16 protein-coding genes, 1 rRNA gene and 1 riboswitch (1 of these 18 cut by a window edge) are annotated in these 17,305 nt (G+C 62.2%); of the genes, 3 read left to right on the forward strand and 14 right to left on the reverse strand.

Annotation, left to right across the window (positions count from 1 at the left end):
- The first annotated feature begins 74 nt into the window (after window positions 1-74).
- The gene (locus tag ACZ1JM_RS14100; protein WP_465133008.1) at window positions 75-566 is read left to right on the forward strand and encodes a metallophosphoesterase family protein; all 492 of its coding nucleotides are present in this window, start codon (window positions 75-77) and stop codon (window positions 564-566) included.
- Window positions 567-569: 3 nt separating this feature from the next.
- Here the strand turns inward: ACZ1JM_RS14100 and ACZ1JM_RS14105 are convergent, their stop codons facing one another.
- Genes ACZ1JM_RS14105 through ACZ1JM_RS14150 form a run of 10 tightly spaced genes read right to left on the reverse strand, consistent with a single transcriptional unit; the run spans window position 570 to window position 9,295 of the window.
- The gene (locus tag ACZ1JM_RS14105; RefSeq protein ID WP_465133009.1) at window positions 570-803 is read right to left on the reverse strand and encodes a ribbon-helix-helix domain-containing protein; all 234 of its coding nucleotides are present in this window, start codon (window positions 801-803) and stop codon (window positions 570-572) included.
- 50 nt (window positions 804-853) lie between these two features.
- On the reverse strand, window positions 854-1,363 hold the full coding sequence (cobU, locus tag ACZ1JM_RS14110; protein WP_465133010.1) for a bifunctional adenosylcobinamide kinase/adenosylcobinamide-phosphate guanylyltransferase: 510 nt from the start codon (window positions 1,361-1,363) through the stop codon (window positions 854-856).
- Window positions 1,360-2,817: a cobyric acid synthase gene (locus ACZ1JM_RS14115; protein WP_465133011.1), complete on the reverse strand. Its 1,458-nt coding sequence runs from the start codon at window positions 2,815-2,817 to the stop codon at window positions 1,360-1,362. The genes cobU and ACZ1JM_RS14115 overlap by 4 nt, the downstream gene beginning before the upstream one ends.
- Window positions 2,805-3,749, reverse strand: a complete 945-nt coding sequence (gene cbiB, locus ACZ1JM_RS14120; protein ID WP_465133012.1) for an adenosylcobinamide-phosphate synthase CbiB — start codon at window positions 3,747-3,749, stop codon at window positions 2,805-2,807. Before cbiB ends, ACZ1JM_RS14115 begins: the two co-directional genes overlap by 13 nt.
- On the reverse strand, window positions 3,742-4,737 hold the full coding sequence (locus ACZ1JM_RS14125) for a threonine-phosphate decarboxylase (RefSeq protein WP_465133013.1): 996 nt from the start codon (window positions 4,735-4,737) through the stop codon (window positions 3,742-3,744). The genes cbiB and ACZ1JM_RS14125 overlap by 8 nt, the downstream gene beginning before the upstream one ends.
- Entirely contained in the window at window positions 4,734-5,444 is a 711-nt protein-coding gene (locus tag ACZ1JM_RS14130) for an adenosylcobinamide-GDP ribazoletransferase (protein WP_465133014.1), read from the reverse strand. Before ACZ1JM_RS14130 ends, ACZ1JM_RS14125 begins: the two co-directional genes overlap by 4 nt.
- A complete protein-coding gene (locus ACZ1JM_RS14135) occupies window positions 5,441-6,001 on the reverse strand; it encodes a histidine phosphatase family protein (RefSeq protein ID WP_465133015.1) in 561 nt (186 codons plus the stop codon). The genes ACZ1JM_RS14130 and ACZ1JM_RS14135 overlap by 4 nt, the downstream gene beginning before the upstream one ends.
- Complete coding sequence (cobT, locus tag ACZ1JM_RS14140) at window positions 5,998-7,014, reverse strand: nicotinate-nucleotide--dimethylbenzimidazole phosphoribosyltransferase (RefSeq protein ID WP_465133016.1); 1,017 nt, start codon at window positions 7,012-7,014, stop codon at window positions 5,998-6,000. The genes ACZ1JM_RS14135 and cobT overlap by 4 nt, the downstream gene beginning before the upstream one ends.
- On the reverse strand, window positions 7,011-7,421 hold the full coding sequence (locus ACZ1JM_RS14145) for a DUF1636 domain-containing protein (RefSeq protein ID WP_465133017.1): 411 nt from the start codon (window positions 7,419-7,421) through the stop codon (window positions 7,011-7,013). Before ACZ1JM_RS14145 ends, cobT begins: the two co-directional genes overlap by 4 nt.
- The gene (locus ACZ1JM_RS14150; RefSeq protein WP_465133018.1) at window positions 7,421-9,295 is read right to left on the reverse strand and encodes a TonB-dependent receptor plug domain-containing protein; all 1,875 of its coding nucleotides are present in this window, start codon (window positions 9,293-9,295) and stop codon (window positions 7,421-7,423) included. Before ACZ1JM_RS14150 ends, ACZ1JM_RS14145 begins: the two co-directional genes overlap by 1 nt.
- A gap of 190 nt (window positions 9,296-9,485) precedes the next feature.
- A riboswitch (cobalamin riboswitch) is annotated at window positions 9,486-9,676 on the reverse strand.
- Between the two features lie 70 nt (window positions 9,677-9,746).
- Between ACZ1JM_RS14150 and ACZ1JM_RS14155 the strand changes: the two genes are divergently transcribed.
- Window positions 9,747-11,063 (forward strand): cobyrinate a,c-diamide synthase, encoded by a 1,317-nt coding sequence (locus ACZ1JM_RS14155; RefSeq protein ID WP_465133019.1) that lies wholly within the window; start codon window positions 9,747-9,749, stop codon window positions 11,061-11,063.
- On the opposite strand, the gene mdoH is transcribed toward ACZ1JM_RS14155, so the two are convergent.
- The 4 genes from mdoH to ACZ1JM_RS14175 all read right to left on the reverse strand — a co-directional run bounded on the left by mdoH (window position 11,042) and on the right by ACZ1JM_RS14175 (window position 16,724).
- Window positions 11,042-12,847, reverse strand: coding sequence for a glucans biosynthesis glucosyltransferase MdoH (gene mdoH / locus ACZ1JM_RS14160; RefSeq protein ID WP_465135084.1), 1,806 nt, complete (start codon window positions 12,845-12,847; stop codon window positions 11,042-11,044). The two genes, ACZ1JM_RS14155 and mdoH, sit on opposite strands and share 22 nt — an antisense overlap.
- A gap of 26 nt (window positions 12,848-12,873) precedes the next feature.
- Window positions 12,874-14,376 (reverse strand): OpgD/OpgG family glucan biosynthesis protein, encoded by a 1,503-nt coding sequence (locus tag ACZ1JM_RS14165; protein ID WP_465133020.1) that lies wholly within the window; start codon window positions 14,374-14,376, stop codon window positions 12,874-12,876.
- A 97-nt stretch (window positions 14,377-14,473) separates the two neighbouring features.
- A complete protein-coding gene (locus tag ACZ1JM_RS14170) occupies window positions 14,474-15,667 on the reverse strand; it encodes an efflux RND transporter periplasmic adaptor subunit (protein WP_465133021.1) in 1,194 nt (397 codons plus the stop codon).
- Window positions 15,660-16,724 (reverse strand): TolC family protein, encoded by a 1,065-nt coding sequence (locus ACZ1JM_RS14175; protein ID WP_465133022.1) that lies wholly within the window; start codon window positions 16,722-16,724, stop codon window positions 15,660-15,662. Before ACZ1JM_RS14175 ends, ACZ1JM_RS14170 begins: the two co-directional genes overlap by 8 nt.
- Before the next feature lie 545 nt (window positions 16,725-17,269).
- Between ACZ1JM_RS14175 and ACZ1JM_RS14180 the strand changes: the two genes are divergently transcribed.
- Window positions 17,270-17,305 (forward strand): 16S ribosomal RNA (locus ACZ1JM_RS14180) (it continues 1,453 nt past the right edge of the window).

Below are 17,305 nucleotides of genomic sequence, written 5' to 3' on the forward strand. Positions count from 1 at the left end.
CAATCCTCGACTCAAGCCGTTGAAAGATAGGCGGAACCGGCATGATGCCGGGCAGATGGGCAAAGGAGGAACCGGTGGCGGTCCATTTCGTGGCAGACCTGCATTTCAATGGGGACTGCGCACGTCATGCCCACCCCCATGGTTTTGCGGACAGTGCCGAGATGACCCGCCGGATTTGTGACGTCTGGCGCAGCCGGGTTGACGCCGACGACGTGGTTTGGATCGTCGGCAATGTGGGCAACGCCGTCCACCTCGCTGACTTGCCCGGCATCAAGCATCTGGTTCGGGGAGGGTATGATCCACAAGCATGGAATTGCCTTTCGACCCGCCGGTACGCCAGCGTCAGCGAATACGCTCGCATAGATCTGCCGCACGGGTCACTTTACCTGACTAGCAACCCCATGATCGCGCCATTTGATGATGGGATCAGCGTGCTGCATGGGCAAACCGACCCTGAATGGGTCTATGATGGACATTACTGTGTATCGGCTTCGCTGACGGGGTGGGGGCCGATCCGTTTCGAGGATCTCACCTCACTATCGCGCGACGTGCGCCAGGCAGCCTGACCGTCATAGTCTGTCCCGGGTTGCCAGCCAGACCCGGATTGCTCCTGCCAGCCCCGGCGGATAGTCTGCTTCCAGACGCTCCGCATCGATCCGTGCGACGAGTGCATTCACGGGGACACCCTCTTTCGTCGCGTGTTGTTTCAGTAACTCCCAGAAAATCGGCTCAAGACTGATGGAAGTCTTATGACCAGCGATTTCTACCGAAATCTTGATGGGAGGGTGATAGGGTGTTTCCATTGCCCGCAATGGTACGCAAGCAGGCTCTATCGCGAAAGGCCGATCCAGACCTATTTAAGCCGCAACGGAAGTCCCGCGGCAATGAACTGCACCTCGTCCGCAATCGCCGCAACGGTCTGATTGAGGCGACCCGCCTCATCCCTGAAACGCCGGGAGAGTGCGTTGTCCGGCACGATCCCCAGGCCCACTTCGTTCGATACGAGAATGAGGGGGCGGTGGCATCGATTGATGGTATCGATCAGTCGCGATACCGCAGGGGCAATGTCCAAATCGCCTAGCATTAGGTTGGTCACCCACAGGGTCAGACAATCAACCAATATGGCATCGGAAACATCGGCCGCCCGATCAATGGCGGAGCTCAGATCAAGCGGCTCTTCGATCGTCGTCCAGCGCGGGCCACGATGTTCACGATGACGGTCGATGCGGACGACCATTTCTTCGTCGAATGCCTGCGCGGTGGCGATATATGTCAACCTTCCAAGCAGAGCCTCGGCACGTGCCTGCGCGTAGCGGCTTTTGCCCGATCGAGCGCCGCCAAGAACCAGCAGGCTGCCGGTCATCGGCTTTGTCCTGCAAGGCAGAGCAAGCCATCGATATCGAGATGGGTTTCCATCGCCTGGGCAAGCGCATCAAGCGCCGCATCGATGCGCAGATCATGATCTACGCCATCGGAACAGGTGCCCATCCAGTTCAGCAAGGATCCGCGAAGGCCTGGCTTGGAGAACAGGCCGTGGCAATAGGTCCCCAGCACATAGCCGTCAGGGCTTTGCGCGCCGTCGTTGTGTCCGCCGTCAAGGCTGGCGAAAGGGCGGGCCGCATCCGCGCCAGATGTCACGCCCATGTGCATTTCATACCCCGTGAACGATGCGCCCATGGCTGCACCCTGCACCGCGCGCAGTTCCTTGCGGCTGCCAAGAACGGTTTCAATGTCCAGCAGGCCAAGCCCCGGCACAGAACTCGGCTGCCCTTCGATCCCATCCGGGTCGGCAATTCTGCCCCCCAGCATCTGATACCCACCGCAAATCCCCAATATCCTGCCCCCCCGCCGGCGATGCGCCAGAACATCGATGTCCCAACCTTGAGCGCGCATAAATGCCAGATCGGCAATCGTCGCCTTCGATCCCGGGAGCACGATCAAGGTGGCCTCGGCAGGTATCGCGGTCCCCGGCGGGATCATAGCCACTTCGACGCCCGGCTCTTGGCGCAAGGGATCCAGATCATCGAAATTGGCGATGCGCGGCAAGATAGGACAGGCTACAAGCAGCTTTCCCGGTCTGGTGCCCAATCCCCGTTCCAGCACGACGGCATCTTCGCTTGGAAGCTGAGCAACAGCAGAAACCCAGGGCAACACCCCAAAGCCGCGCCAACCGGACATGCGCTCAATCGCGGCATAGCCATCTGCGAACAGAGTGGGATTGCCGCGAAACTTGTTGATGATGAAGCCGCGGATCATCGCCGCGTCGCCAGCGTCGATCACCGCGCGCGTTCCGACGATTGCCGCGATCACGCCGCCTCGATCGATGTCGCCCGCCAGCACGACGGGCACGTTCGCTTCGCGGGCAAAGCCCATGTTGGCGATGTCTCCATCGCGAAGGTTGATCTCTGCGGGCGAGCCGGCTCCTTCGACGATGACCAGATCGCACCGGTTTTCCAGCCGACGATAGCTGGCGAGTACTTCGGGCAAAAGCGGGCGGCGCGCCTCACGGAAATTAGCGGCGCCAATCGTTCCGCGTACTTGCCCATGGACGATCAGTTGCGAAGTACGGTCTGCCTGTGGCTTGAGAAGCACCGGATTCATGTCCACGTGCAGTGGAGCCCGCGCAGCTAGCGCCTGCAGCGCTTGTGCCCGGCCGATCTCCCCACCCTCCGGGGTCACCGCTGCATTGTTGGACATGTTCTGTGGTTTGAAGGGAAGCACCTTCATCCCGCGATTGGCAGCGGCGCGGCATAGCCCGGCTACGAGGATTGACTTGCCTACATCCGAGCCAGTACCCTGCAGCATCAAACCGGCCATGCGATTGCCACTCCCAATGCAACAGCCGCAAGTAAACCACAGGCCGCTCGATAGATATGCAGCGCTCGCCGCAAGTCGGCGGGATCGCAATCGCGCAGATCCTTGCCTATCCACGGCTTGTCATTCACGATACCCTCGTAGGCGATCGGACCAGCCAGCCTGACGCCCAATGCCCCCGCCATTGCCGCTTCTGGCCACCCGGCGTTGGGGGAGGCATGGGACGCGTGATCGCGCAGCAGAGTGCGCCATCCACCTGCTCCGGCGATGCAAAGCAGGAGCGCGGAAAGCCTGGCAGGCACCAGCATTACCAGATCGTCCATCCGTGCCGCAGCCCATCCATAAGCTCTATATGGTTCTTCACGGTGCCCGATCATGCTGTCGGCGGTATTGATGGCTTTAAGGACCCATACGCCGGGAAATCCGAAGACCACCAGCCAGAACAGCGGGGCAACCACGCCATCGCTGAAGCTTTCAGCCAGACTTTCGATTGCCGCGCGGGTGATGCCCTGCTCGTCCAAAGAGCCAGTGTCGCGGCCGACAATCATGGAAACGGATTGACGGGCGGCCCCAAGATTGCCGTTATGCAATGCTTTCCACACGGGCCTGACGTGATCGTCCAGACTCCGCGCGGCGATCGCGGGCCATGACAGGATGGCAATCGGCACCCATGCCCAATCCCCCGCCCAGCGTCGTATCACAGTTTCGATGGTCATGGTGATGAACAGGGTCAGCCCGATCAGCAGACCCATCGCCGCCAATCCGGCAAGACGCCGACGCCGGTCCGACCATTCCACGCGGTTAAATTGCCTATCATTCGCCGCGATCAGTTTGGCGAACAGTCCCACTGGATGCCCGGTGGCAGCATGCAGCCTGCTGGGCCATCCAATCGCGCTTTCGATGGCCAGCCCCAGGAACGCGATCGGATCAGCCACGACGCTTCCACTCGTCCAGCGCCCGGTTCAGGCGTTCGAGCGCAGCGGGATCGTCTGGAACTCCCAGCCGCAGGGCTGACGAATTGGCGGTAAACGGTCTTGCAAGGATGCGCGCCCGGGCAAGATGTTCGAAAAGATTGCGCGCGTGGCGAACCTTTACATAGCGAAACAACGGGCACTCGCCTTGCGCTTCAAGCCCATGCGCGTTCAGCACGGCGTCAAGGCGATCGGCTCTGGCCGGCAGTTCGACGCGGGTGCGATCAATCCACTCTTGGTCCGCGTAGGCCGCGCTGCCGATGGTCAGGGCGGCGGCATGGAGCGGCCACGCCCCCAGCTTGCCGCGTATGCCCGAAACGATCGCCGGCGGGGCAATCAGGAACCCCAGCCGCAAACCGGCGAGCCCGAAGAATTTACCAAACGACCGGAGAACAATCAGTCTGCGGCCAGGTCCAACATGGCCCGCTACGCTTATCTGTGGGTGGCAATCGGCAAAGGCTTCGTCGACGATCAACCATCCGTTTGCCGCGCCAATGCCCCGCGACCAATTCATGATCTCATCGGCGGAGTATACCTTGCCGTCCGGATTATTGAGGTTGGCAACGACGACGGTTTCACCGTCTTCCACCGAGCCACCAAACGCGATCGGGCGGGAATTCGCAAACGCTTCTGAATGGGTGCGATAGGCCGGGGTCAGTGAACGACCTCGCAGGCTGATCTCCGATGCTAGCAAACGAAGGCCGAACTCACTGCCCGGGACGGCGCACACGAAGTCCGGATCGGCGCTGAAATGACCAGCCGCTATCTGCTCCAATTTGGTCAGGGCCGTAGGAGCGGGAAGGGTGGTCCATTCCGGTGCCGGCACAATGTGCACCGGCCACGGGGTGGGGTTCAATCCGGTAGAGAGGTCCAGCCACGTGCTCGGGTCCCCGCCGAAATGCGCGGCCGCTTCGTTCAGGCGCCCGCCATGGTACTCGAACGCATCGTTCACCGGGCTATGACCAAGGCGATAAGCAGAGCCGTTTCGATCAATTCGATACCGGCGCCATGGCCGTCCCCCGAAATCCCGCCGAGCCGTGAAAGGAGCCACCACCTCCACAAAGGAACCAGCGCAAACACGACAAGCAGCGACGGCGCGAGCATGATCGCGCAGACGGTCGCCATGATCGACCAGATAACGAGATGGAAGAGGCGGATGTGGCTGCGAAAACTGCTGCCCAATCCGGCGTGCAGCGGGGGCATATACAAAGCCCAGGCAATCGGGGCGATGCGCGCCAGTATGGGAACGAGGAGAAGGGCGGACCAGCTGGATGATGGCAGAGAATGCAGCAGCAGCAGTTTGGTGAGCAATTGGATGACCAGCACTACTACCGCAAAGCTGCCGACATGCGGGTCTGCCATGACGGCAGAGAGCCGGTCTCTTCCTCGGTGCGCTGCGCCCATGCCGTCCGCCACATCTGCCAGGCCGTCCAGATGAAGTGCGCCGGTCATGGCGACCCATCCAATCAAACCAGCGAGCGCGGCAAGCCATGGATCATAAGCGTGGATGAGTGTCCATGGCAGCACGACGGCAGTACCCACTGCCACTCCGGCGACCGGGAACCATCGCATCGAGGCGGCGAACTCCTGCTCTGTCGCCTGCACGCGAGGGAACGGCAGGCGGGTCAGGAATTGCAGGGCGAGGATCACGCCCTTCATGTTCGCAGCCCTACGATCTGAGCCGCCTCGCCAGGCCAAACTCGAAGGCTGAGAACGCTGGAATAGGGGAAGTCGAAGGCCCAAGTCTGTAAATGTTCCATGTGGAACAAAACTGCGAGTGCTGCCCGCATTGCTCCACCATGCGTCAGGATCAAGGATGTGTTCGTGATGCGAGCAAGGGCACCGCCCACGCGATCGCATAGGTCGGACCAACGCTCTCCACCGGGAGGGGGACAATGCTGCGGGTCGTTCCAGAACGACGCGTGTGCCGCCGGATCGATTGCTTCGGGCGTCAGTCCTGTCCAGTTGCCAAAATCCAACTCTCGCCAGTCTGGATCGATGCGAGGAGAGATTCCGCGCTCACCGGCTATCCCATCAGCCGGTTTGGAGGCTCGGGAGAGGTCGGATGATACGACCTCGGCAAAGGTAAGATCGACACTGCGGGCAACACATAAGTCGATGCCGGCGGGCAAAGGCGGATCATCCCGATGCCCCAGCAGCAGCCCGGGATGTTGGGGGATGCCATGACGCATCAGATGGACCAGAATCCCGCTCATTGGCTGCTGGACACCGCCGCTTCTTCAAATGTCGCCATTTCGGAATGCGCCGCCAAGGCCGCGCGGACGATTGGCACCGCTAAGGCGGCACCCGTTCCTTCGCCCAGCCTGAGGCCAAGGTTCAGCAGGGGGGCGAGGGACAGGGTAGCCAGCAACCTTGCATGCCCCGCCTCCGCCGATGAATGCGCGGCCAGACAGTGGTCGGTAAATCGGGGATTATGCCGCACCAGCGGGGCAATCGCTGCACAGGCGATGAAACCGTCGAGAAGAACCGGGACCCGTGCCAACCGTGCCGCCAGAATAGCGCCAGCCATTGCCGCGATTTCACGACCGCCCAGATGGCGCAGTGTTTCGAAAGCATCGGTGCAATGGTTGCCATGCAGGTTCAACGCGGTGTCGATAGCGGCCACTTTACGTTGGAAGCCGGCATCGTCGATGCCAGTTCCGCGCCCCGCCCAGTCCGTCGCCGTCCCTCCTACCGCCTGAGCACACATCGCTGCGGCTGGGGTTGTGTTGCCTATCCCCATTTCACCGACGAGCAACAGCTGCGTGTCCGGCCGCAGGCACGCCGCGCCTTCGTTGAGCGCGGCGAGGCACTCTTCCGTCGTCATGGCCGGTGCCTGAGTGATGTCTTCGGTGGGATGATCGAGTTCCAGCGCGATGATGGACAGGTCGGCTCCGCATGCCCGCGTGAGCACGTTGATCGCTGCGCCCCCCTTCTCAAAGTTCGCGACCATCTGCGCGGTCACCTCACTGGGATAGGCGCTGACACCTTGGGCGACGACCCCATGATTTCCAGCAAACACTACCGCCTGTACCCGATCGACCCGGGGGCATTGCGCCCCCTGCCATCCGGCCATGAACACGGCGATGTCTTCCAACCGGCCGAGTGCGCCAGCCGGCTTGGTCAGTCGAGCTTGGCGCGCAAGGGCGGCCGCCCGGCTTTTCGGATCCGGCCCGGGGAGGACGGAAAGCGCGACAGAAAAGGCGGTGGCGTCGGCAAACCGGGTCATGTGCAGACAAAGCCCTCGGGCGGTGTCCGCGTGATGAAGTGCCCCTTCACGCCCTGCGGCCATTCGCGAAACGGCACTCGGCCTTCCTCGCTTGCTGCGTGCGCTACGGCGTATTCCAAGATTGCCCGAGCCGCATCGTGATCGGGGGCAAAGTCTCCGAGGACGTAACCGACTTTGCCCGGCGCCCGAATATGGACAGTGCATGATCGGGAGCAGGCGAACAGGCAGGGCATGGCCTGTACGGCCACGGCTTGCAGCGCCGGGTCCGCCTCCTGCACTTTTCGCAATGCATCGGCCAGCACCGCGCCGTCGCGGGGGGCATCGTCATTCCTGATCCTGCCATCCCCGCTGTATCGGCAGGTGCTGCAGACAACGACCGACGGCCCGGGGGCGACAGGTTCCAGCATCAAAAGCGGCTCCGCAGTCCGAGAGTTACAGTGCGGCCCAGCGTTCCGTATCCCGCTGCCGTTTCGTAATGCGTATCAGTCAGATTTTCGACGCGACCCTGGACGATCAGGCCATCGCTGACTTGCCATTGGCCACGCAAGTCGATCAGCCAGTAATCATCGAGCGTCGCCGTGCCGGTGGCGGCGTTGAAACTTTCGCCGGAGTAGCGTGCCGCGATCGAGGCGCGCAGACCTTGCGGCAGATCGATGCCCGCTTCCGCATTCGCCAGATGGCGGGGCACGCGTTGGAGCTGGCGCCCATAGGTAGCACCCGGAGTGCGATCTTCCGCCCTGATCCAGCTGTAGTTTCCGTTGGCGAACAGCACGCCAAGCCTGCCCGATGCAGACAGTTCGATGCCCTCCGCCTTGGCTGCCTTCACGTTGGCATAGTACCCCAGGCGCGAGGTCGAGGTGCCGGGTATGTAGCAGGCGGCGGGCAGTGTTCCCCGGACCGGACAGTTGGAGAAATCGATCAGATTGTCGGTATCACGATTGAACCAGGTGGCGGCGACATGAAGCACGTCGCCCAGATGCTGTTCCGCACCCACTTCCCAGCCATTGGCTTTTTCCGGAACAAGGTCCGCCGTGCCGTAAATGCTGAACGACTGATAGAGCGACGGTGCCTTGTAGCCCTCAGAATAACTGGCGCGCAGGATGGTGGCGCCGTCATTGGGCGTGAATACGGCTCCTGCGCTGACCACGGTGTTGCTGCCGAAACGGGACTGGTCGGAATACCGTGCCCCCCCATTCAGCGTCAGCCCTCGAACCGGCGACACGCGCAACTCGCCGTATAGGCTATCGGTGTCCACGCTATTGGGGGTGAGCACATACGGCGTAGTGCTGTTGGAGGGCGACGCCGTCGTCATCCGCTGTTCTTCGCGCTCGGCACCGAATACGGCCTGTATGGTGTCAGAGAAAGTGTACGTACCCTGATATTCAAAGCGACGCACCCGGCCGTGGGCATCGAAGCTGATCTGCCTGATCCTGCGCGCGGGATCGTAGTTCTCGCGATCGGTCTCGCCCTGCAGAACAGCCAGCCGGTTTAACAGTCGCCCGTCGAAGAGCGCGAAGTTCAGGCCGGCATAGCCAGACCACTCCCGAGTGAGCCCGTAGGCGCGGGTATCGCCAGATGTCCCGTCGAAATCGTTGTTGGATTTCGACCAGTAGCCACGCAGGTCAAGACTGACGCCCGGGGCGATCCGGACGGTAACGGTGCCACTTGCACCGGAACGGGTGTAGCCATCCGCCTCTGTCCCATTCGACCGGGCGGAGATCCCGTCTGTCGTGAACCGTGAACCCGCGAGACGCCAGTCTACCGCCTCGGACGTGCCGCCGATCCCGGCGCGCGCCGATACGGTGTCGTGCGTGCCTGCCTCCAGGGCGAAGCTGCCCTCCAGCGGCTGGGTGGGGCGACGGGTGCGTACATTGATGACACCGCCGATCGCGTCGCTGCCCCACAGGATGGATTGAGGGCCACGCAGAATTTCAATCCGATCGATGTCATCGAGCAGGAGGTTGGAAAATCCGTAACCACCCGCCGTCGACGAAGGATCGGACAGGCGCATGCCGTCTATCACCATTACGCTTTGCCCGGCGTCGGCTCCGCGGATGCGTAGCGATGTGGTGGTGCCATAGCCGCCATTGCGCGACAGGCTGATGCCCGGAGTGCGCAGCAAGGCATCGGTAACGGCGACTGGTTGCAGCGCGACGATCGCCGGTTCATCCAGGATGGTGACCAGCGCGGAAACTCGCTCTGCGGCCACGGGGGTGCGCAGGGCGGACACGACGATGCGTTCTTCCGCTCCCTCTCCGCTGCCAGATATGTCGACGGCCATATCAGGGGCAGTTTCCGCCAGGGCGGGGGATGAGGCGAGGGCAAGCGCAAGGAAAGCGGGAATACGGGCGTGCAATGTATGATCCTTCAGCAGACGACATCGACGGCGAAAGGCGATGAGCCTCACGCTGTCAGGCTGTCGTCACGCTAGGAGTTCACACCCCCGTCCGTCCGGCACACCCTGTCCGGTCGAAGAACGACTGCGTCAGGCAGGTCTCCTGGCTCACGGGTCAGTGCCGGTTCGGCCGCCTTCTCAGAACCCGAAGGTTCCAATGGCGTGATGGCCGATGGCTCACCGCTTACAGTTGCAGGGGCAGCCCGGGCATCACACCCGCGTTCCCTTTTGATCCCCTTGCGGGGAACCTGTCGCGGCGCGGCAACTATCGTGCGATGCCGCCACGTGCAAGTACCCGATGCTTGCGCGCAAAAGTTAACGCGCATACTCGGCAGCGATGACGAACGGCCTCCACCATGATTGCCCGGCATTGCTGGTGACGGCACCCTCTTCCGGCCAGGGCAAGACGATGCTGACGGCTGCCTTGGCGCGGCACCATCGAAACACGGGACGCCGGGTGAAGGTGTTCAAATGCGGGCCGGACTTCCTGGACCCGATGATTCTGGAAGCCGCCTGTGGCGAGCGGGTCTATCAGCTGGACCTGTTCATGTGCGGCGAAGAACAATGCCGCGATATGCTGTACACGGCGGCGGGCGAGGCTGATCTCATCCTTATCGAAGGAGCGATGGGCCTGTTCGACGGCGATCCGTGTGCGGCAGACGTCGCGCAGCGGTTTGGCCTGCCCGTGCTCGCGATACTCGACGGATCGGCGATGGCGCAAACTTTCGGTGCGCTGGTGCATGGGCTTGCGACGTATCGTTCGGGGCTGGATCTTCACGCGGTGCTCGCCAACAAGGTCGGCACGCCGCGGCATGCGGAATTGCTCCGGCAGGGAATCCCTGACACCATCAACTGGTGGGGCACTGTGGCGCGCAACACTGAGAGTTCGCTGCCATCGCGGCATCTGGGACTGGTGCAGGCGAGCGAAGTGGCCGATCTCAATCGCCGGCTGGACCACCTTGCGGAGCTACTACCGGACGAAGCGCGGCAGCTTCCGCCGCCGGTCCGGTTTGCCCCATCTGCGGTAGACCCCGATGCGCAGAAGTCTCTGGAGGGCAGGCGCATTGCGATAGCGCGTGATGAGGCATTCGCTTTCATCTACCCCGCCAACGTCGATTGCCTTGTGCAATCGGGGGCCAGGTTGGAGTTCTTTTCCCCATTGGCTGACCACCATCTGCCGCCCTGCGATGCTGTCTGGCTGCCTGGAGGGTACCCGGAACTGCATCTGGATAGGTTGAGCGCCAACGCATCGATGATTGCCGCTATACGCGAGCATCATGAGCGAAACCTGCCGATCCTCGCCGAGTGTGGCGGTATGCTGTATACCTGCGAGGCGCTCACAGACTTGAGCGGATATAGCGCTCAGTTGCCGGGCATTTTCCCGGGCCGGGCAACGATGCAGCCTCGACTGGGGGCGCTTGGGATGCAGCAGGTAGCGCTGGAGGATGGGGTCATGACCGGCCACACATTCCATTACTCCTCGTTGGATACGCCTCTCACCCCGTTGGCCCGATCGATCACACCGGATGGCCGGGACGGAGAAGCGATCTACCGGCATGGCTCGCTGACGGCGAGCTACATGCACCTGTATTTCCCATCTGCCCCGCAGACAGCGGCGAGGCTATTCGGCAGTCAGGCTTCGACCACCGCGTGATCGTTCGACGGCGCGCGCGGTTCGGGATGGGGCAGGCGGGGCGTCTCGGTGATGCCGGGCTCGGGCACCTGGAAGAAACGGGCGGCTTCCGCCTTCGCTCCAAGCGCCTCGCTTGACGTCAAGCTGATCAGCCAAGGCGACAGAAGCAGCCCGATGATAATCGGGGAGAGCCACAAGGCGGTCGACGTATCCAGGAAGGCCGTCGCCGCCAAAGCAACGCCCAGCAACAGATGCTCGCGCAAGTCTGGCAAAACTTCACGGATGGGAATCCGGCGGGCGTTGCGCGATTGAGTGTTCCACCCCGCCGAAATGCCCAGCAGCAAGCCGAGTAGCGCCTTGGTTTGGGTTACCATCGTTACTGGAGCCATCAGCATGCCCAGCACGATCTCCAGCGGAACCGTCCGCAGAATGGCACCGGTTCCGCCGAAACTGCGGCGGCGATCACGATCGGCAAGCATCCAGATGGTGCCCATCAGCTTCGGGCCGAACAGCAGAACCACCGTAAGAGCTAAAACGCTGGGCGGAGCGAGCGTAACGAATCCGCCCCCCGTTCCCTGGGTGGCCACTTGGCCGATCATGGTAAGTATCAGCAGCAGCCACCCGGGTGAGGTCAGGTAAGCGGACGCTCCGATCAGCAGATGCAGGCGGCTGGTCCAGTGCAACCCTGCGGCGTCCAGAAGCTGGATATGCTGCAGGTTGCCCTGCATCCATCGACGATCACGAATGGCGAGGTCCACGATCGTGGGGGGGAATTCTTCATAGCTGCCGCCGATCATCACCATGTGGACAGCCCATCCCCGCCGCCTCAGCAGCGCAGATTCCAGCATGTCGTGGCTCAGGATATGACCGCCGAACGGGGCCTTCCCGGGCAATTCGGGAAGACCGCAGGATTCGGCGAAGGCGCGTGTGCGGACAATCGCATTATGGCCCCAGAAGTTCGACTCCGCCCCTGACCACCAGAGCAGCCCCGCGCTCGCGATCGGGCCGTACGCCTCGCTGGCGAACTGCATCCACCGCTGGAAAAGGGTTCGCGCGTTGGTGATCATCGGCACGGTCTGCAGCAAGCCGATCGACGGGCGCTCTTCCATGATCGATGCCATGCCGACGATCGTGTCGCCGCTCATCATCGAATCCGCGTCCAAGATCAGCATGCACTCGTAGGAGGAACCGAAACGGCGGACCCACTCGGCAATGTTGCCGGGCTTGCGGGCGGTGTTCTTTTCCCTGCGGCGATAATAGACTTTGATCGGCGCTTCGGCCGCCAGTTCCCGCCACGCCGCTTCCTCGCGCTTGCCGTGGAACGGATTGGAATCGCTGAGGATGAAGAAGTCGATCCAGGGCGCACCGCCCGAAGCCGCAATCGAGTGCGCCATCGCTCGGACGCGAGCGAAGACTTCCTCGACGCCTTCGTTATAGACCGGCATCAGCACCGCAGTGCGATGCCTGAGACTGGCGGCTGGGCTTGGAAGAGCGGTGAAGCCCGGGTGCTCCCCGGTGATCAGCTTCAGAAAACCGACCGTCGACGTGACAAACCCGAAAGCGATCCAGCAAAACAGCGGCACGAAAAAGAGCAGAAGCGCCACTTCCACCAGATCCAGGCCATCGCGCGACAGTTCCATGCGGACGGCGCTCGACGCGGCAAGGCCGATCACCGCCGTCAGCGCGATGAGCAGCAACCGCTTCACCAGCATGCCGTGCGGGCTGGTCAAAACCTCGATGGCGCCGGGCGGGTTGCCATACAGGTTCTGCACCGGCATCCCCAAAGGAGCTTCCGCCGGGAGCATCGGCAAGGGGACCGCTGGCCTTACAGTCACGCGTCGTCCCCCGCGCCAATCGCTTTGATCACGGTCTCGCTTAGCGCCGTATCACCACGCTTCAGGAAGAGGCGGAACTGGGCCTGGGTCAAATCCTTGGTCCTCACATCCAGCATGACGCGCCAGCGCGCATCTTTCCGGGCCAACGGATAAGCCGTGGCAGAGGAAATGGCTCCCTTGGGCAGATCGGTTTCCGCAACGACACCGCTATTGCGATCAAGCCCGGCCAGAGCAGGACCTTCAAAATCGAATACGAACTTGCGCACGCCGGCCACCGGCGGGGCACCGGGAATGCCGCCCGGACCGTCGTACAGATCGACACATCGCGACGCACGATCAGCTGTCGGATCGTTTGAAGTCCACGTCAGCTTATAGCCCAGATCGCGCCGTTCACCTGCCTTGGCCGGTCTGTCGCTCCGCCAGAACATGGCGATGTTATCCATCGTTTCGCTTTGGGTAGGCATTTCGTAAAGGCACACCGCGCCTGTTCCCCAATCGCCTTTCGGCTCCACCCACAGTGAGGGGCGGCGATCGTAGAAAACACCATCATCCTGATAGTGATCGAATTCCTGGTCGCGCTGCAGAAGGCCGAAGCCTTTGGGCGATACGGCGCGAAATGAATTGAGCGTCGCTGCGGAAGGATTTTCCAGCGGCCGCCAGATCCGCTCACCATCGCCTGACCAGATCGCCAACCCATCCGAATCGTGGATTTCCGGCCGCCAATCCCGCCGCGCTCTTGGGGGGCTGGATTGGTCGTACCAGAACATGCTCGACGCTGCAGCTACTCCCAGCTGTCGCACATTGCGCCGCATGAACAGAGCTGCTGTTACCTGCTGTGTGACGCTGTCCGATCCCTTGCGACAATCGAAAGCATATGCTCCGGTAAGGCTTGGCCCATCTAGCAGCGCATGAACGCGTACCGTGTCAGGTCCGGTCTGCTCGATCCAGAAATGAGTAAAGGCCGGAAATTCTTCCGTGCCATCAAGCCCGGTATCGATCGCCACCGCACGCGCCGACAGCCCATATTGATCGCGCCCGCCCGACGACCGGAAATAGTTGGCACCCTGAAAAGCCAGCCAATCGCTTTTTCCGGTATTGTCCATCACTCTGAACCCGGCGGCATCGGTGTTTTGATTGCCGACGAACAGTCCATCCGTATTGACGATGTCCCGCGCTTGACCGTTTTCGACGATGGCGATCGTCACCGGTTTGGGGGCCGTTTCACGCGTCGCCGGGAACAGGCGCACATTCCCAGCGATGGATTGAGCGGCTCCGTATGTCAGCCGGACTGCCGCATCATAGTCCGCTGCGGCATGAACCGAGTCGGGTACAGCGATGAAAGGCTTACCCGCCAGCGCCTTGGCCCGGGACACGAGGCGCTGCCACGAAAACGGCGACGCCGCACCCAGGCGACCTGCGGTTGCGGCGGCAAGACCACCCGGCGCGGCGGTGGCGGCTGCCAGCATTGCGAAAATCCTGACGGCCGTGCGGCGCGACATCTGCGCGTCATTAAGCAGAACGGCGAATCCTCTGGTTGTTCAAACGAGCCTCGCTGCGGATACGCACGAGTAGTCTCATTGTTGCAGCGCAAACCTGTCAGCTACCTGACTTGTCGGTTCTGCTCGTCCCATCCCGCCAACCGATGATCGCTCGGCTCCCTGGCTCAAGGTCATTGGCGAAGACCTCGGTGCGCTTGCCATCGCTGCCACCGACAGAGACGTACACCCTCCGCGGCTCGCCATCCTCGAGCACGTAAATGCGAGGACGCCGCCGACCTTGCTGCGGCATCGGCTCGAACACCAGCGCAGCATCCGGCACCAGCAAGACATTGCGCCGTTCAGAAAGCTCGATCTCCACCGTAGCCGCCATTCCTGGCCGTACTTTGGGGTCGGGGGTCTCGATCGTGAACACGGCCCGTGGCGGCGCTGACTGCGGCGGCGGGCTTACCCTGATCAGCGTCACTTTCGCCGATTGCGGCGTATCCGGCATCTGATCGAGCCGGACCTTCGCCATGGTGCCGGGCTTGATCGAAGATCCGGACTGCATGGACATCGGAACGTCGATTGTCATGGGGGAGAGTCCCGCCGCGATCGTGTAGAGCGGCTGGTTCAGGTTCACCACCTGGCCAGCCTGCACATGCCGGGTGACCAGCGTCCCCGAAATAGGTGCGCGCACTTCGGTTTCGGCTTGTAACGCCTGATTGTCCTTCAATTGACGCTGCGCTGCCTGAACTTCTGCCTGTGCGGCTTTGGCGGCGAGGTCGGCACGGCGGGCATCCGCCCTCGCTCGTTCAATCTCGTTGAGAGCCGGCGCTCGCCCGCCCGATCGCTTCCACACGCTTTCGAACCGTGCAAGCCGCGAACCTGTGTCCTGCGCATCGATCCGCGCTGCATCCAGCGTGGCCCTGGCAGCCGTCAGGCGCGAGCGATCGACGGCTACCGCACCGGCAACCTGCCCTGCCTCGATCCGCGCCAGCACTTCGCCCTTGGTCACTTCCCCGTTAGTCTTTGCGGAAATCCAGGCGATTCGCCCGGGGATCCCCGCGACGATCGGTTCCTCGCCGGAGCCGTGGACAATCCCGCGCTCCGAAACGAGGGGGATCAGGTTTCCGCGCTCCACGGGGGCGGAATAGTATGGCGAATCCTCTCCGGTCACGAAGCGAACGAAAAATATCATTGCCCCCAACGCAGCCATCGCCAGCAGCAGCAGGCTGAGCCAGTGCCGCATTACCCCACGCGGGGCTCCGCCAAGCAACGTATCGAGCGGGCTATGAGCGGTCTGTTCAGTCACAACCAGCCGTCACCGTAATGGTACCATCCTTGGCCAACGGGCTATCCGCGACGACGGGCTCCAGCCCTTGCTTCGCCCAGTCGGCGTCCTTGCCCGACCATACGTCCAGCGTCGTGGAAATCCGGCCTGCGCGCGCGTCAACCAATGCCAGTTGCACGGCGACGGCGGCGGCTTCAGCAACATAGAGCATCGCGAAAGACCCGGCGCCTTGCCGATACGCGCTGCGAGCATCTTTCACCGTCCGCTGTGCTTCGGCCAACGCCTGTGAAAGTCTTGCTTCCCTCAAGACAGCGTCCGCGAGTGAAGCCCGGCGGGGGTCTTGTGCGTCCGCGATGGTCACTGGATCGACCGCCGGATCGGGAAGCGATCCCGGCGCCCCCAATCGCGCGACAAGATCCTGCGGCGTATCACCGACCAGTCTGGCCAGCTCTTCCACCGCCCAATCCAGGCGGCCTTGGGCAAAGCCGAGCTCACCCTGGGCCGTCTCATCCTGCGACCGAGCAAGAGCGCCGTCGATGCCGGAAACCAGCCCAGCTTCACGACGGAACTGAGCCACTTCTGCGTTGTCCTTGTACTGGTCACGCAAACCCGTACGCAGCGCGATGTCTTGCTGGAGACGCCGAACATCGACGTATGCCAATGCGATCTGTCGGGCCAGCCTTGAACGGCGAACCGATACCCGCTCGATCCGTTGGTCTCGCGCACCAGGGTCTGGCAGCGCGCTTTTGTCGCCCAACAAACGGCCCAGTTTCGTGCCGATGCGGCCAGCATTCTCGGCCACTTCGCGATCATACTCGCGTAGGCTGGTGATACGACAGGCCACCTCCTGGCTCCGATCGAGGCCTTGCTGGATCAGTGTGGCCAGCACCGGGTCCCCCGCCTGACGCCACCACGCCGGTGGGGCAGGAGCAACTGGCGCAACGGGTACTGGTGAAGACGATGCAGCCTGGACGCCTCCTGATGCTTCGTTCCGGGCTGCACATCCTGTGGCGGCCAGGATCAGGCCCAGCATCCCGACCCTCAAAGGCCAGAGCGGCGTTTTGAACTTTGTAATCACCTGCAACGCGATAGCACCTGAGCCGAGTGAAGCAATCATGCTGCGAAAGCGAACGCGGAAGTGGCCCAACGGCTGCACGATGTTCAATGAATGCGATCGACGGCGCGGCTTACTTTTCGGCAGGAACGTCGAAAGGTAGAGAGTGTGACAGCGGTTGATTACGATTTTTTGAAAATCGGTATTGACCGACTCGTGGGCCTTCCTTAGAGGGCTGTTCACCGCAGCGGAGCACGGTTTACCGCCGCTGAGGTCGCCAAGCATTGACGGGCAACATGCTCTCCGAGGTTAAAGCCGGGGATGTCTGGTTGTCCGGGTTTTGTGTCTTGGTTGTGCTTTTTGACATTGTTGGTTTTAGATGAAGGGACATGTGGGCGACGGCGCCTGCTCCTGGGGCTTCAGGGCTCGGGGTGGCAGTTATTTAGTCGTGGCCTTTTGCATGTCCTAACGTAACCATACGTTTAGATATGTGCAGGGGTTATGAACCCTGAATTGATTTTACGTCAGGAGGCGGGTCGTTTGGCTCGTCCTGTTGTGAGATTGGACGCAAACTTGAGAGTTTGATCCTGGCTCAGAACGAACGC

It is taken from the genome of Novosphingobium sp. BL-S-24 (assembly GCF_055521575.1).

Excerpts from the sequence above, each read along its gene's own strand:
- ACZ1JM_RS14155 (WP_465133019.1), top strand. The coding sequence starts at position 9,747 with ATGACGAACGGCCTCCACCATGATTGCCCGGCATTGCTGGTGACGGCA.
- ACZ1JM_RS14135 (WP_465133015.1), bottom strand. The coding sequence starts at position 6,001 with ATGAGCGGGATTCTGGTCCATCTGATGCGTCATGGCATCCCCCAACAT.
- ACZ1JM_RS14130 (WP_465133014.1), bottom strand. The coding sequence starts at position 5,444 with ATGAAGGGCGTGATCCTCGCCCTGCAATTCCTGACCCGCCTGCCGTTC.
- ACZ1JM_RS14115 (WP_465133011.1), bottom strand. The coding sequence starts at position 2,817 with ATGGCCGGTTTGATGCTGCAGGGTACTGGCTCGGATGTAGGCAAGTCA.
- ACZ1JM_RS14145 (WP_465133017.1), bottom strand. The coding sequence starts at position 7,421 with ATGCTGGAACCTGTCGCCCCCGGGCCGTCGGTCGTTGTCTGCAGCACC.
- ACZ1JM_RS14165 (WP_465133020.1), bottom strand. The coding sequence starts at position 14,376 with ATGTCGCGCCGCACGGCCGTCAGGATTTTCGCAATGCTGGCAGCCGCC.
- cobT (WP_465133016.1), bottom strand. The coding sequence starts at position 7,014 with ATGACCCGGTTTGCCGACGCCACCGCCTTTTCTGTCGCGCTTTCCGTC.
- mdoH (WP_465135084.1), bottom strand. The coding sequence starts at position 12,847 with ATGCTCCCGGCGGAAGCTCCTTTGGGGATGCCGGTGCAGAACCTGTAT.
- ACZ1JM_RS14150 (WP_465133018.1), bottom strand. The coding sequence starts at position 9,295 with ATGGCCGTCGACATATCTGGCAGCGGAGAGGGAGCGGAAGAACGCATC.
- cobU (WP_465133010.1), bottom strand. The coding sequence starts at position 1,363 with ATGACCGGCAGCCTGCTGGTTCTTGGCGGCGCTCGATCGGGCAAAAGC.
- ACZ1JM_RS14105 (WP_465133009.1), bottom strand. The coding sequence starts at position 803 with ATGGAAACACCCTATCACCCTCCCATCAAGATTTCGGTAGAAATCGCT.